We start from the raw sequence: 15,238 nt of genomic DNA, 5'->3' as shown, positions 1-15,238 counted from the left end.
GCCCGGTCAAGCGTTTTAAGCCCGTGTTTACCGCAAAACGCGGGCGAGTGACGACGGCCAATCGGCCAGATAAGGAGCCAGGTTCTAGAAAGAGGCCACAATGACGATAGCCGCCTTAAGCCCGGCAATAGTCTCGTGACCACGCATCGTTGCGATTCGTGCAATCGATGGCCGGTTTGGGCTGCGGCCTAGTGGATAGAGCGATCCTTGAGCATATCGGTCGCCGGTTGGCGACGAGGCAGGTATGGTCTTTCGAAAAGCGCGCGGTCGTCGGGCCACGGGTTGTTGCGAAGTGCGCGAAGGTGTATGCGATATCGTTTGGCAGCCGATGCTCACATCATGTCGGCGCGCAGCTGTCGAGTCTTTGATCTGGCGCCTGCGAAGACAGGCTCGCTCGAGGTAGGAAAAATCAATGGTCGCCGGTCCGACGCCATCTATCGCTGCGGCATGATTGCGTCGGTCGTGATATTTCCGGTACAAGATTGAAGTATTGACAAAGCATTCGTCGTTTGAATTCGACGGGTCGATCAGGAGGTCATGCTTCGTGTCGGTTATTCCTCGCATACTCAAATTGGATGCTGGTGGTTTGCCCGTGGAATGGGTTGATTGGCGTGAAGCGGTCAGCCTGTACTTCACGGACAAGATCGCTTGGGAAGCCGGCACCGAGAAAATCCTGCTGCGCGGCGGGCGTTCTCGCGAGACAGGGATTCGCAGCGAGCTTTCGATCGACTCGATCATCGCGGTTCGAGACCGTTCGCATCGATTTGCCCGCAATCTCGTGCCGACCCTGACGCGTCGCGAGCTATTCCATCGCGATGGCGGGCTGTGCATGTACTGCGGCAGTCATCTGACGTTTTCGCAAATGCAGATCGAACATGTGGTACCGCGCTCGAAGGGCGGCGGCCATAACTGGCGCAATGTCGTGTCCACCTGCGAAGCCTGCAATCGTTACAAGGACGATCGAACGCCAGAGCAGGCTGGAATGAAGCTACTGGCGTTGCCTTACGAACCGAATTTGGCCGAGTGGCTGATTTTGGCCAACCGGCGCATTCTGGCCGACCAGCAGGCATTTCTCGAGCGGCTCGCGCCGAAACGCTTTCGCGAGCCTGGCAGTGGCCTGGGGCCCGTTCTGGCCATCAGCTGATGCTCTGCGTCGACTCCGGAAATCACAGAAGGCGAGCTCAGGCCGACGGCCGATGCGATGCGTCTGGGAGTTCGCGCAGGCGCCGTTCCTGTACCGCCATGACCTGAAACAGCCCGGCCAGAGTGGCGCGTGCGACATGGTCGTCGAGCATGACATGGGGCTGATCCGGAAGCTTGTCTTCAAGTAGCTGCCGTGCCCGATGCTGTGCCGCCGAGCCAGCTACGATCGTATGCAGCCGAGCCCGTAATTTTTCGCCGGCGTGGTACTGCAGATGCTGACAGGCAGCGCCGTTACGGCTTTCGAGCAGAGCATACGGATCCGATAGCCCCAGGGTATTGATTGCCTCACGGAAAACGGGCCCGGCCTGGGCACTGGCCTGTTCGGCGCTGCGATTGGCGGCGGCGAGTATGCGGTTGATGGCCGGCCGATCCTGCGGCGTATCGTTGGGCAATGGTGAAGATGGCCAGCGAATCTGCATCGCCGGGTCTTGGCCGAACGCGCCGGCCTGACCAAGCTGCATGACGGCGCCGCTGGCACAATCGGTCAATAGCGTTCTGACTTCGGCGGTTGCCTGACGTTCCGAGCATCGTCGAATCCGGGTCGGGCGCTCATTGCTGGGGCGGGCTTCCAGAGCCTGTTCGATATGACGCCCCAGGCCGCCAGCCTGTGCGCTCGCCAGCGCGGTCAATAGACTCGATGCCACCAATCCGATCGCGATGCATCGCATAAGCGTATCGGCCTCTCCACGAAAATGCCTTGTTCGAATTTGAAGCTAGCACGATCGTCTGTGGCCGAGTCGTAACGAATGGCTCTGCCGAGCGCGCCATCGTTGCCCAGGCTCGTTTTCGACGCCAAAATAGCATGATGCACATAACGCCCGAACAGATTACTGCAGGGATTCTGGCCGGTGGCGAAGGCCGCCGTCTGGGAGGCATCGACAAGGGGTGGTATAGCCTGGCTGGCCAATCGCTGATCGAGCGCACCCTCGAACGGGTCCGGCCCCAGGCCGCCCGAATCGTGATCAGCGCCAATCGATCCGTCGCGCGTTATCGCAAGCTCGGCTATACCGTACGCGGCGACGATAGCGACGATCATCGGGGTCCGTTGGCGGGTATTGCGACGGTGCTCAAGGCAGCAGCCACACCTTATGTATTGATCGTGCCGGTCGATACGCCGATGTTGCCACTGGACCTGGGCGAACGGCTCGCCGCAGCGATGAAGCCGGGCACCGATCTGGCGGTGGCGCGGACGCCGGAACGCCTGCACCCGCTGCATGCGCTGATGCGGCGTTCGGTACTCGATGACGTCCAAGCTGCGTTGTTCTCCGGCGTGCGCCGCGTCACCGATTGGCAAAACGATACCGCCCGGGCAATCGTCGACTGGCCATCCGAAGAGCGCTTTACCAACGTCAATAGCGATGAAGACGCCGAGGCTCTCGTCGAGCGGCTATAAAAGCGATCGCTCGGTAGCGTTCGAACAGGCCGCGTCGGCCCTGCCCAGAACCTGGAGCGAGATCTTGGGTTGCGTATCGATGCCGCCCGGTTCTGCTGGATAGGAGTCAAGACGCGGGGATTGGCTTTGTGCCCATCGTTCAGCAAGCCCCAGCCACGATTCGTTACGCCCTCAGCAGACCTCGTCGCACCGGATCGTCGCCAAGCCCTGCGATATCCCCACGGTTGGATCGCGCATCGTACGGCGCTTGCGCTGTTGCGTGGGTCACAGGCCGAGCACGGCGGTCGTTATCTCGCCCCCTGCTCTGGTGGCGATGCCGTGCCGCTCTACGCCGTGGCCGGGTCTCATCCAAAGGGCTTATTTCGACACCCCTCTGGATCGCGCTAAAAAATCGTAGTGCAAACAATCGGGTTGCAGGACGCCTGTGGTCATGCAACCGAGGGGCTTGAGCGATGTCTAAGCAAGGCGACGATACAGAACAACCCGCGATACGGACGATCTGTGCGGCGCATGCTGCCGACGAAGGGCCGTTGCTGCCTATCCTGCACGATATCCAGGCGCGCATCGGGCATATATCGGATACCGCGATCGGTATCGTGGCCGAGGAGTTGAACCTGTCGCGGGCCGAGGTGTTCGGCGTGGTGACGTTCTATCACGATTTTCATCGCAAACCGCAGGCCGGGCATACGCTCAAGGTTTGTCGTTCGGAAGCCTGTCAGGCCGTGGGCGGACGCGACGTCTGGTCGGCCGCCTCCGGCGCCGCGCATCGCACGGATGTTGAGATCGAGGCCGTCTATTGCCTGGGCAACTGTGCCTGCGGGCCTTCCGTGCAGCTCGATGGCCGCACGCTCGGACGGATGGACCCCGCGCGTGTCAGCACACTGCTGGCTTCGGCCGGCGGAGCCTTGTCATGACGTATTACGTGTCCCAGGACAGCGCCGCAGTGTCGGTCGGGGCTGCGGAAACTGCCGCAGCACTCCAACAGGCCGCGCCCGAGGCAGAGATCGTACGCACCGGCGCCCGTGGGCTGTACTGGTTGGAACCGTTGATCGAAGTCGAGCAGAACGGCCAGCGGCTGGGTTTCGGCCCGATCGCAGCCGACGAGGTCGGCGCGGTCGTCGAGGCTATCGAATACGGTCGGCCGAGCCAGCATCCGCGTTACATCGGCGATATCGATGCGCTGCTGCGTAGCCAGGGCCAGCGCCGGATCACGTTCGCGCGGTGCGGCGTGATCGACCCTACCGACTGGGCCGACTTCATCGGCCACGGTGGCGCAGCCGGTTTGCGCGCGGCGCTCGATTGTTCCGGGCAGGCGATCGTAGATGCCGTCAAGGCATCCGGCTTGCGTGGTCGCGGCGGGGCCGGGTTCCCGACCGGTATCAAATGGCAGACCGTTCACGATACGCCGGCGACGCCGAAATACGTGGTCTGCAATGCCGACGAGGGCGATTCCGGTACCTATGCCGATCGCATGCTCATGGAAGGCGATCCGTTAACGCTGCTCGAGGGCATGGCGATCGCCGCGGTCGCCGTTGGCGCCACTCGCGGCTATATCTATCTGCGTTCCGAATATCCGGATGCCGAGCGCACATTGGGCCGAGCAATCGAGGTCGCCCGCGACCACGGCATGCTCGGCGCGGATGTGCTGGGTTCGGGCCGGACCTTCGACGTCGAACTGCGCATGGGCGCCGGGGCCTATATCTGCGGTGAAGAGACCTCGCTACTCGAATCCTTGGAAGGCAAACGTGGCATGGTGCGCTTCAAGCCGCCGTTGCCGGCCGTACAGGGGTTTCTGGGCCAACCGACGGTGCTCAACAACGTCATCACGCTGGCCAGCGTACCGTCGATCCTGGCCCAGGGGGCCGCGCACTATCACGGCTTCGGCATCAACAAATCGCGCGGCACGCTCACCATTCAACTATGCGGCAACGTCGCGCGGCCGGGGCTGTATGAGCTGCCGTTCGGCTCCAGCCTGGGTCATGTGATCAACACGCTCGGCGGCGGCACGGCGAGTGGCCGCCCGGTGCGGGCGGTCCAGGTCGGCGGCCCGCTCGGTGCCTATCTGCCGGCCGTGCGTTTGGATACGCCGCTCGGCTATGAAGAACTGGCCGAGAACAACGGCATGATCGGCCACGGCGGGGTGGTCGTGTTCGACGATACCGTCGACATGGCCCAGCAGGCCCGATTCGCGATGGAGTTCTGCGATCTGGAGTCCTGTGGCAAGTGCACGCCCTGCCGGGTCGGGTCGGTGCGGGCTCAGGAAGTCATCGATCGCATCGTCGCCGACGACCAGCGCGAGGCCAATCTCGAACTGCTGCGCGAGCTGTGCGACACCATGATCCACGGCTCGCTCTGTGCCCACGGCGGTATGGCGCCGCATCCGGTGCTATCTGCCATGGACCATTTTCCCGAGGACTTCGGCGTGCCCGAGCCTGCCGCGGTCGAATAAGCCGGACACCAGGAGGTCGTCATGGCATCGCTTACCCCTATCGACTTCGGTACGCCGAAGCGCGAATCGGAGACCCAGATCACGCTCGAGATCGACGGTCAGTCGGTCACCGTGGCCGAAGGCACCTCGATCATGCGGGCAGCGCTCGAATCCGGCATCGGTGTGCCCAAGCTCTGTGCTTCGGACAATCTCGAACCCTATGGCTCGTGTCGGCTGTGTCTGGTCGAAATCGAAGGCCGCAAGGGTTATCCGGCCTCCTGTACGACCCAGGCGGCCGACGGCATGCAGGTCCGCACCGCCTCCGACAAGCTGAACCAGCTGCGACGTGGCGTGGTCGAGTTGTACATGTCGGATCATCCTGGCGCCAGCCGCGTCGCGGGTGAGCAGGGCGGCAGCGGCGACGACGAACTGTTGGAACTGGCCCGCGATTTGGGCGTGACCGAAAATCGCTATGTGAAGGATCCGCGCGATCATCAGGATGCGGTGATCGACACGTCCAATCCCTACTTCGATTTCGATGCCACCCGTTGCATCGTCTGCTCGCGCTGTGTGCGCGCCTGCGACGAAGTGCAGGGGACGTTCGCGCTGACCGTAGACGGCCGCGGCTTTGCCTCGATGATCAGCGCGGGCACCGACAGCGACGATTTCCTGTCCTCGGAGTGTGTCTCCTGCGGCGCCTGTATCCAGGCCTGTCCGACCGAGGCCTTGATCGAGAAGGATGTAGTCGAGCAGGGCATGCCCGATCGCATCGAGAAGACCACCTGTGCCTACTGCGGCGTGGGCTGTTCGTTCAACGCCGAGCTGAAAGGCGACGACGTCATCCGCATGGTGCCGGCCAAGGAAGGCAAGGCCAACCACGGCCACTCCTGCGTAAAAGGCCGTTTCGCCTGGGGCTATACCCATCATCCCGATCGGATTACCTCGCCGATGATCCGCAACAAGATCACGGATCCCTGGCGCGAGGTCGGCTGGGAGGAAGCGATCGATTTCGCGGTCGGGCGTATCAACGGCATCCGGGACCAGTACGGCCGGGCCGCGCTCGGCGCGATCACCTCGTCGCGCTGTACCAACGAAGAAACTTATCTGATGCAGAAGACCGCGCGTGCGGTGTTCGGCACCAACAACGTCGATACCTGTGCCCGGGTCTGTCATTCACCGACTGGCTACGGCATGAGCAACACTTTCGGCACCTCGGCCGGCACCCAGGATTTCGACTCGATCGAGCACTGCGACGTGGTGCTGGTGATCGGCTCCAATCCGACCGATGCCCATCCGGTGTTCGCCTCGCAGATGAAACGGCGGCTGCGCGCCGGCGCGAAGTTGATCGTGGTCGATCCCCGGGCAATCGATCTGGTGCGCTCGCCGCATATCCAGGCCGACTATCACCTGCAGCTGCGGCCCGGTACCAACGTTGCGCTGGTCAACGCCATGGCCCATACCATCCTTGAAGAGGGCTTGGAAAACCGCCCCTTCGTCGAGGAACGTTGCGATCTCGACGAATACGAAGGCTGGCGCGAGTTCATCCTGCGGCCCGAGAACAGCCCAGAGGCCACCGAACAGTACACCGGCGTGCCGGCCGCATCCGTGCGTGCCGCCGCGCGCCTCTATGCCACCGGCGGCAATGCCGGCATCTACTACGGTCTGGGCGTGACCGAGCACAGCCAGGGCTCGACCATGGTCATGGGGATGGCGAACCTGTGCATGGCCACCGGCAACATCGGCCGGCCGGGCGTGGGCCTGAATCCGATGCGTGGCCAGAACAATGTCCAGGGCTCCTGCGATATGGGCTCGTTCCCGCATGAGTACCCTGGCTATCGCCACCTGTCGATGACCGAGGTACGCGAGAACTATCAGAAGGAATGGAACGTCGAGCTCGATCCCGAACCGGGGCTGCGCATTCCCAACATGATCGACGCGGCGATCGAGGGCACCTTCAAGGCGATCTATATCCAGGGCGAGGACATCCTCCAGTCGGACCCCAACATCAAACACATCGCCGCCGGCCTGAAAGCAATGGAGTGCGTGATCGTTCAAGACCTTTTCCTGAACGAGACTGCCAGCTATGCCCATGTCTTCCTGCCGGGCTCGACCTTCCTGGAAAAAGACGGCACCTTCACCAACGCCGAACGGCGGATCAACCGCGTGCGCAAGATCCAGACTGCACCGGCCGGTTATGCCGACTGGGAGATCACCCAGATGCTCGCCCGGGCGCTGGGCTATCCTATGCACTATGCGCATGCCAGCGAGATCATGGACGAGATCGCTCGCACCACGCCGACCTTCGCCGGCGTGTCCTTCGACAAGATCAATGCCCTGGGCAGCGTGCAATGGCCGTGTAACGAAGCGCATCCAGAAGGTACGCCGGTCATGCACGTCGGCACCTTCGTTCGCGGCAAGGGCAAGTTCATGCTGACCCCGTTCGTGCCGACCGACGAGCGAGCCAATCGCAAGTTCCCGCTGCTACTGACGACCGGCCGGATCTTGTCGCAGTACAACGTCGGCGCCCAGACCCGTCGCACCGCCAACGGTCTGTGGCACGGCGAGGACGTGCTCGAGATTCATCCGGCCGATGCCGAAATGCGCGGCATCAAGGACGGCACGCTCGTGGCTGTGGCCTCGCGCATGGGCGAGACTACACTGCACGCGAAGATCAGCGAGCGCATGACGCCGGGCGTGGTGTATACCACCTTCCACTTCCCGGAAACGGCGGCCAACGTCGTGACCACCGAGTATTCCGACTGGGCCACCGAATGCCCCGAATATAAGGTCACGGCCGTCGAAGTCACACCGTCACACACGATGTCCGAATGGCAGCAGCGATACATCGAGACCCGCGAGCGCCAGCAACGGATCGACGAGGCCGAGCAACAGCCCGTGCGATCGCCCGAAACGGTCGCGGAAGGCGTCGATGCCGGCCATAAATAAACCGCGGCGGCAGTAGGCGAGGCAATGGACGAGCAGAAGATGGTGCACCGCGCCAACCAGATCGCAGACTATTTTCAGGCCTATCCAGAATCGCGGGCGGTTGCGGAGATACGCACCCATATCCGCAAGTTCTGGGAGCCTCGGATACGTGCCCAGTTGCTCGATTACTCGGGCGACGAGTTGCATCCGCTGGTGCAAAAAGCGGTCGAGGAGTTGCGCGCCGAAGCTGAAAAGCCGGCCTGAGATCGGTCGGTGCCCGATCGTCGGGCGCTGTGACATAACTGCCAAAGACGGCCAATACGGCAGGCGGCATCGGCCGGCGCCAATATGGGGCCAATCCCGTGTAGGCAGTCTTCTACAATAGGGCTATGCCATGCGCCGGCCCTGTTTTGTCGCCGGTCGGTGCCCGATCGACTGCAACCGAGATTCTTATGTCCGAACAAACAGGGCAGACGGCCTCAGGCCAGGCCCATGCCCCGATGCCGTTGGTCGATGCCCGGCGTCGCATCGATGAGCGTATTACCCCAATCGATGCCACCGAGCGATTGCCGTTGCCGCAGGCGTTGCATCGCGTGCTCTCGCATTCGATAGCCGCAGACGTGAACGTGCCGAGCGCCGACAATTCATCGATGGACGGCTATGGCTATGCGGCGGACGATGTGGCGGGCCCCGGCACTCGTCTGCGCATCGCCGGCCAATCGCTGGCCGGACATCCGTTTACCGGCCGGATCGGCGCCGGCGAATGCGTGCGCATCATGACCGGGGCGGTCGTGCCCGAAGGCGTCGATACGGTGGTGATGCAGGAAAACACCACCGCCGACGACGGCCAGGCCGTGACCATCGCTCAACCGGCCACGCCCGGCGACAACGTCCGCCCAGCCGGCGAGGATATCGCCCGCGGCGACTGTGTGTTGGCGGCCGGGCATCTTCTAAGGCCGGCCGATATCGCCCTGCTGGCTTCGGTCGGGGCCGCCGAGGTCGAAGTGTTTCGGCGTCTACGGGTTGCCTTCTTTTCGACCGGCGACGAGCTGCGTCCGATCGACGGCCCGCTGGCGCCGGGCGAGATTTACGATAGCAATCGCTACGGGCTCGCGGCCCAGATCGAAAGCCTGGGTATGGAAGGCGTCGATCTCGGGGCGGTCGAAGACTCGCCGGCGGCACTCGCGGCCGCTTTCGACAAGGCCGCGGGCTGCGATGCGCTGATCACCAGCGGCGGGGTATCGGTCGGGGATGCCGATCACGTGGTCGATGTGCTACGTGGCAAGGGGGCCATCGATTTCTGGCGGGTTGCGATCAAGCCGGGCAAGCCGCTGGCGTTCGGCACCATCGGCGAGACCCGCTTTTTTGGCCTGCCGGGCAATCCCGTCTCCACGGCCGTGACCTTCATCCAACTCGTGCGTCCGGCCTTGGTGCGTCTGGCCGGCGGTCGGCCGGCTGCGCCGATTCGATTCACGCTGACGACCGCGACCGACCTGAGCAAGCGCCCAGGCCGGGAGAACTTCCTGCGTGCGCAGTTGGATTTCGAGGCCGATCCGCCGCAGGTGGTAGCCATAGACCACCAGGGCTCCGGGGTGATGCGCTCGATGAGCCGGGCCGATGCCTTCATCGTGCTGCCGGCCGAAAGCGCCGATGTGCCGGCCGGAACGCCGGTGACCGTCGAGCCGTTCGCACAGACGGTCTGGCGCTAGGACGTGTTGAGGTTTCGTGCGAGTCCGCGCCCAGCGGCTGTGATCCGCGACTCGATGCGTAGCAGCCATGGCGTTGCCGCGCGACGTCACGCCGCTACAACGCGGGATTGCTGTCGTGTCGTTCATGTAGGGGCGCTGGTTCGGCCGAGTTGGGCTGCCCGTCGCGCCCTGCAGCGCTCTGAATCTGGGGCGTGGCGGGCGACGACCCAGTAACTCGCGTCTTGAGGGCTACGACCGGCGAAAGCCAACGCGGCGCCCGCACGAACGTTAATAGGCCCTAAGGCGTGTCGTCATAAGAGACGCTTACCGCATGACGGCCGCCTATCGTGTCAGGCAAGGCGCGGGCTGCCGAGCGTGGCGGGCCCTACGGTCAAGGCCTGCACCGCCGCCTGGCACGATCGACGGACAGATCCGTGCCCCTGAGGCGAGCATCCGGCGTTATCGTTCGCTCACGCTGCCTTGGCCTGCCACCTCTGGGGCGCGGGTGCGGCGGTGTATCTCATAACGACATGCCTAGAAAAAAACGGCAGGTGCTGCACGGCCGGTTGTGGCCGGCAGAGCGTAGGATGGTGCAAGGCTGGATGCGGCCGCTGCCAACGAAGGCCGGCCCCAAGTGCGGCGCCCAGGTGGCAGGTTCATCGGCGTCACCGCAGCCCTACGCCAAGACCCATGCCGGTAGCGCGCCGGGCCGCCATGGGGCGCGGCCGGCGTCGACGTTGTTGGACGGCCTCTAATGCACAACCCATTGGCTGGCTAGACTTTTGTCGCAGCCCGCGATCAGCGTCGGTCTTTCCTGCTAGTTTGGGGGCCAGCCACCATGGGGGCCATGCAGCTGGTCAGGCACCATCAGGGAGAGACAAATGGCTGGATTTCTTGATAAGTCGCGCACGGTCGCGGGGCCCGGATTCAATCGCTGGATGGTGCCGCCTGCGGCTCTTTGTATCCATCTATGCATCGGCCAGGTGTATGCGTTTTCGGTATTCAAGCTACCGCTGACGCGGATTATCGGGGTGACTGAATCAGCCCCGGGGGATTGGAGTCAGCCGACCCTAGCCTGGATATTCTCGCTGGCGATTGCTGCTCTCGGCCTGGCTGCGGCCTTTGGTGGCCAGTGGTTGGAACGGGTCGGCCCGCGCAAGGCCATGGCCTTGGCCGCGGCCTGTTTCGGCGGCGGCTTTATCGTGAGCGCGTTCGGTGTCTGGTGGCATCAGATCATGCTGGTGTATCTCGGCTACGGCGTGATCGGCGGGATCGGCCTCGGGATTGGCTATATCTCGCCGGTCTCCACGTTGATCAAGTGGTTTCCCGACCGGCCGGGGCTGGCTACCGGCCTTGCGATCATGGGCTTTGGCGGCGGTGCGATGATCGGCTCGCCGCTGGCCACACTGCTCATGGCGCATTTTTCCAGTGCGACCTCAGTCGGCGTCGGCGCGACTTTCGTCGCCATGGGCCTGATCTATTTCGTGTTTATGATGATCGGCGCACTCATCGTCCGGATTCCGGCCGACGACTGGCAGCCGGCTGGATACGATCCAGAGCAAAGCCACGGTCAGTCGTCGATGATCACGAGCGCGCATGTGCACGTGAATCAGGCCATGAAAACGCCGCAGTTCTACCTGCTGTGGCTGGTGCTGTTTCTCAACGTGACTGCCGGCATCGCGCTGCTGGAACAGGCCTCGCCAATGGCCCAGGAAATGGTCGGAACCTCGGCTGCCGCCGCTGCCGGCTTCGTGGGCGTATTATCGATCTTCAACATGGGGGGGCGTTTCGTCTGGGCATCGATTTCCGATCTGATCGGGCGCAAGACGACCTATGCCATTTTCTTCGTGCTGGGCATGGCGCTGTATGCGCTGGTGCCGTCGATCGCTGCCGGCGGCGGTATTATTTTATTCGTGTTGGCCTGCTGCATCATCGTCAGCATGTACGGCGGCGGATTCGCGACTGCACCGGCCTATCTGCGCGATATCTTCGGCACCATGCACGTCGGCGCTATTCATGGCCGGCTGCTGACAGCCTGGGCTGCCGCCGGCATCGCCGGGCCGGTGTTGCTCAACTATCTGCGCGAAGGGCGGATCGAGGCCGGCGTGGCGCCGGCCGATGCCTACACTACGACGCTCTATATCATGGTGGCGCTATTGCTGGGCGGACTGATCTGCAATCTGCTGGTGCGTCCGGTCGCCGAGCGACACCACTATCGCCAGGCCGCGGCCCAGCCCGGCTAAGCGTGCGGCTACAGGAAACTGCCGATTGCATCGTTACGCATCGAAGGGGGATACTCCATGGCATCACCATCATCAACCGCGAACGCGGGCAGCACGACGCCGGTCTGGCAGATTGCAGCGCTTTGGGCGCTGGTCGGCATTCCCGCCGCCTGGGGCTTTTTCGAAACTCTGAGCAAGGCGGTAGTCCTGTTGACCGGATAAGCCGGCTCAGAATGAATCGACGACTCAAGACTGCCCAATAGGCGGCCGATCGACGTCGGCCCGGCAGATTCTGCTTCTTCGCGCGTTCGTGGACAGGAGCCGCCTTGGACCAAGAAACAGAATTTTTCGATATCACCGTGGACGGCCAATCGGTAACCGTCCGTTCCGGGCAGCCTCTGCCTGAGGCACTTGATGCCGCCGGCGTTTACCTGCCGCATCTGTGCTACCACCCTAGCCTGGGCCCACTCCAGACCTGCGATACCTGTTTTGTCGAAGTCGATGGCAATCTGGTGCGTGGCTGCGGCGTGGTGGTCAAGCCCGGCATGGAAATCGGCCTGAACGTCGATGAAGCCGAATCGGCGCGCATGGAAGCCATCCACCGTGTGACCGCCAACCACGATCTGTACTGCTCGGTCTGCGACAACAACAACGGCAATTGCGACGTGCACAACACCGTGCGCGACATGGAAGTGCCGGGCCAGCATTACGAATATCGCGGCAAACCCTACGAAAAAGACTATTCCAACCCGTTCTATATCTACGACCCGGACCAGTGCATCCTTTGCGGTCGTTGTGTCGAGGCCTGCCAGAACCTGCAGGTCAACGAGACCCTGTCGATCGACTGGTCGCGCGATCGCCCGCGGGTGATCTGGGACGAAGACGTGGCGATCGAGGATTCCTCCTGTGTCTCCTGTGGCCACTGCGTGACGGTCTGCCCCTGTAACGCACTGATGGAAAAAAGCGCGCTGGGCAAAGCTGGGCCGATGACCGCACTCTCGCCGCAGGCACCGGATGGTTATCGCAAGCTCGGACGCGCGGCCATCGATCTGGTCAAGACTGCCGAGCATACCACCGGCTTCGGGCCGATCTTCGCGGTCTCGGAAGTCGATGCTGCGATGCGCGAGACCGATCTCAAGCGCACCAAGACGGTCTGCACCTACTGCGGCGTGGGCTGCTCGTTCGAGATGTGGACCCGCGATCGCGACCTGCTCAAGGTCCAGCCGCAGCCCGAGGCCCCGGCCAACGGCATCTCGACCTGCATCAAAGGCAAGTTCGGCTGGGGCCATATCAACAGCGAACACCGTCTAACCAAACCGCTGATCCGCGACAATGGCGCTTTCCGGGAAGCCGAGTGGGACGAGGCCTATAGCCTGATCGCACGTCGCTTCAACGAAATCCGCGACGCCCACGGTCCGGATGCGCTGGCTTTCATTGCGTCGTCCAAGTGCACGAACGAAGAAGCCTATCTGATGCAGAAGTTCGCGCGTTCGGTGATCGGCACCAATAACATCGACAACTGCTCGCGCTACTGCCAGGCCCCGGCCACCGAAGGTTTGTGGCGGACCATGGGCTACGGCGCGGATACCGGCTCGATCGCCGATCTGGAAGCCTCCGAGCTGTTGCTGATCGTCGGCTCCAACACGGCCGAAAGCCATCCAGTGGCTGCCACCCGCATGAAGCGGGCCGCCAAGCTGCATGGCCAGAAGCATATTGTGGCCGATCTACGCCAAAACGAGATGGCCGAGCGCGCCGATCTGTTCATGCAGCCGGCGCCGGGTACCGATCTGATCTGGATGAACGCCGTGTCGAAGTACATTATCGACAACGGGTATGCCGCTGAGGGCTTCATCGCCGAGCACGTCAATGGCTACGATGACTTCAAGGCCAGCCTCGAACCCTTCACGCTAGAATTCGCCGAGCAGCGCTGTGGGCTAAGCCGCGAGACGCTGATGAGCGTGATCGAGATGATTCTCGAGGCCGATTCCATGTGCGGGATCTGGGCGATGGGCGTGACCCAACACACCATGGGCGCAGATACGGCCACGGCGCTGTGCAATCTGCTACTGGTCACCGGCAACGTGGCCAAATTCGGTGCCGGGGCGTTTCCCATGCGCGGCCACAACAACGTCCAGGGGGCCAGCGATTTCGGCTGCATGCCGAGCCGCTTCCCTGGCTACGACTTCGTCACCGAAGACGATGTCCGCGCCCGCTACGAGCAGGGCTGGGGTACCGAGCTGACCGATCGTAAGGGGCTGAACAACCACGAGATGGTCCATAACATCCACGACGGCGATCTGAAATCGCTGTACGTGGTGGGCGAGGACATGGCGATCGTCGATTCCGACGCACTCAACGTCCAGGCTGCCTTCGAAAAGCTCGATTTCTTTGTGGTCCAAGACGTGTTCTTCTCGCGTACCTGCGAATATGCCGACGTCGTACTGCCGGCCAGCCCGTCGGTCGAAAAAGAAGGCACCTTCACCAATACCGAGCGCCGGATCCAGAGGCTTTACGAAGTGTTCCCGCCGCTGGGCGATTCCAAACCCGACTGGCGCATCCATACCGAGCTGGCGGCTTATATGGGCCACGACTGGGGCTATACCCACCCATCCGAGATCATGCATGAAGCTGCCGGGCTGGCCGATCTATTCGCCGGCGTGCATTACGATCGCCTGCAGGGCTTCGAGTCCCAGCAGTGGCCGGTCGCTGCCGATGGCTCGAGCGAAGCCGAGCTATATAGCGACGGCAGCTTCCACTTCGGCGACGGCAATGCCCGGTTGCATCCGGTGCATTGGAACGAGCCGACCGACCAGGTAGACGAGGAATACGATCTGCATCTGAACAATGGCCGGCTGCTGGAGCATTTCCATGAAGGCAACCTGACCGACGAAACGCCGGGCATCGTCTACAAGATCCCGCATGGTTTTATCGAAGTCTCACATGAACTGGCCGAAGAGCGCGGCCTGGAATCGGGCCGTATGGTGCGGCTGAAATCGCGCCGCGGCGCGGTCAAGGTTGCGGTCCAGGTCACCGATCGGGTGTCCGGCAAGCAGCTGTACATGCCACAGCACGGTAAGAAGAACATCGAGGCGGTCAACGTGTTGACCAGTTTCGAAGCCGACAAGGACACCGATACCCCGGCCTACAAGGAATGCGCGGTCAATATGCAGGTGCTGGAAGACCGTGGCACGGCGCCGCTCAAGCCGAACAACCAGCGGCACAAGAAGCGCCATCCGACTTCCGGCGTGCAGGTCAACCAGAAGTGGGAGCGTGACGACTACCGCCGCCCGCCGAAGGTTCGCCCCACCGGCAGCGGTATCTAACCGGCCACATTTGCCGATCCGGCCGCCACTCGAGGCGGCCGGCATTACGCTCGACA

At 62.9% G+C, this 15,238-nt stretch carries 10 protein-coding genes and 1 pseudogene; 10 read left to right on the top strand and 1 reads right to left on the bottom strand.

The annotated features are described in order from the left end of the window. Positions 1-490: 490 nt before the first annotated feature. Complete coding sequence (locus V5738_RS16560) at positions 491-1,144, top strand: HNH endonuclease (RefSeq protein WP_423821917.1); 654 nt, start codon at positions 491-493, stop codon at positions 1,142-1,144. Positions 1,145-1,181: 37 nt separating this feature from the next. Here V5738_RS16560 and V5738_RS16555 read toward each other — a convergent pair whose 3' ends face one another. Then, positions 1,182-1,871: a DUF4197 family protein gene (locus V5738_RS16555; RefSeq protein WP_423821916.1), complete on the bottom strand. Its 690-nt coding sequence runs from the start codon at positions 1,869-1,871 to the stop codon at positions 1,182-1,184. 137 nt (positions 1,872-2,008) lie between these two features. On the opposite strand from V5738_RS16555, the gene mobA reads away from it, so the two are divergent. From mobA to fdhF (V5738_RS16510), 9 genes and pseudogenes are all read left to right on the top strand, one after another. Then, entirely contained in the window at positions 2,009-2,596 is a 588-nt protein-coding gene (gene mobA, locus V5738_RS16550) for a molybdenum cofactor guanylyltransferase MobA (RefSeq protein WP_423821915.1), read from the top strand. Positions 2,597-3,048: 452 nt separating this feature from the next. Further along, the gene (locus V5738_RS16545; RefSeq protein WP_423821914.1) at positions 3,049-3,510 is read left to right on the top strand and encodes an NAD(P)H-dependent oxidoreductase subunit E; all 462 of its coding nucleotides are present in this window, start codon (positions 3,049-3,051) and stop codon (positions 3,508-3,510) included. Next, the gene (locus tag V5738_RS16540) at positions 3,507-5,045 is read left to right on the top strand and encodes an NADH-ubiquinone oxidoreductase-F iron-sulfur binding region domain-containing protein (RefSeq protein WP_423821913.1); all 1,539 of its coding nucleotides are present in this window, start codon (positions 3,507-3,509) and stop codon (positions 5,043-5,045) included. Before V5738_RS16545 ends, V5738_RS16540 begins: the two co-directional genes overlap by 4 nt. A 21-nt stretch (positions 5,046-5,066) precedes the next feature. After that, positions 5,067-7,970 (top strand): formate dehydrogenase subunit alpha, encoded by a 2,904-nt coding sequence (fdhF, locus tag V5738_RS16535; RefSeq protein ID WP_423821912.1) that lies wholly within the window; start codon positions 5,067-5,069, stop codon positions 7,968-7,970. Between the two features lie 24 nt (positions 7,971-7,994). Then, positions 7,995-8,213, top strand: a complete 219-nt coding sequence (locus tag V5738_RS16530; protein WP_423821911.1) for a formate dehydrogenase subunit delta — start codon at positions 7,995-7,997, stop codon at positions 8,211-8,213. Between the two features lie 188 nt (positions 8,214-8,401). Beyond that, positions 8,402-9,658 (top strand): gephyrin-like molybdotransferase Glp, encoded by a 1,257-nt coding sequence (gene glp / locus V5738_RS16525; protein WP_423821910.1) that lies wholly within the window; start codon positions 8,402-8,404, stop codon positions 9,656-9,658. An 860-nt stretch (positions 9,659-10,518) separates the two neighbouring features. Then, positions 10,519-11,877: pseudogene (locus V5738_RS16520) on the top strand (L-lactate MFS transporter); the annotation flags it as partial. Between the two features lie 60 nt (positions 11,878-11,937). Continuing rightward, a complete protein-coding gene (locus tag V5738_RS16515) occupies positions 11,938-12,081 on the top strand; it encodes an MFS transporter small subunit (protein WP_423821909.1) in 144 nt (47 codons plus the stop codon). Between the two features lie 104 nt (positions 12,082-12,185). Beyond that, entirely contained in the window at positions 12,186-15,182 is a 2,997-nt protein-coding gene (fdhF, locus tag V5738_RS16510; protein ID WP_423821908.1) for a formate dehydrogenase subunit alpha, read from the top strand. Positions 15,183-15,238: the final 56 nt, after the last annotated feature.

Source organism: Salinisphaera sp. SPP-AMP-43 (assembly GCF_049568105.1).
Lineage (GTDB): Bacteria > Pseudomonadota > Gammaproteobacteria > Nevskiales > Salinisphaeraceae > Salinisphaera.
The sequence above is the reverse complement of the archived record's forward strand: the minus strand, read 5'-3'. Positions and strand labels throughout refer to the sequence as shown.

Bases quoted from the DNA above. Each gene is read 5' to 3' on its own strand.
- V5738_RS16555 (WP_423821916.1), bottom strand. From the start codon at position 1,871: ATGCGATGCATCGCGATCGGATTGGTGGCATCGAGTCTATTGACCGCG.
- mobA (WP_423821915.1), top strand. From the start codon at position 2,009: ATGCACATAACGCCCGAACAGATTACTGCAGGGATTCTGGCCGGTGGC.
- V5738_RS16545 (WP_423821914.1), top strand. From the start codon at position 3,049: ATGTCTAAGCAAGGCGACGATACAGAACAACCCGCGATACGGACGATC.
- V5738_RS16540 (WP_423821913.1), top strand. From the start codon at position 3,507: ATGACGTATTACGTGTCCCAGGACAGCGCCGCAGTGTCGGTCGGGGCT.
- fdhF (WP_423821912.1), top strand. From the start codon at position 5,067: ATGGCATCGCTTACCCCTATCGACTTCGGTACGCCGAAGCGCGAATCG.
- V5738_RS16530 (WP_423821911.1), top strand. From the start codon at position 7,995: ATGGACGAGCAGAAGATGGTGCACCGCGCCAACCAGATCGCAGACTAT.
- glp (WP_423821910.1), top strand. From the start codon at position 8,402: ATGTCCGAACAAACAGGGCAGACGGCCTCAGGCCAGGCCCATGCCCCG.
- V5738_RS16515 (WP_423821909.1), top strand. From the start codon at position 11,938: ATGGCATCACCATCATCAACCGCGAACGCGGGCAGCACGACGCCGGTC.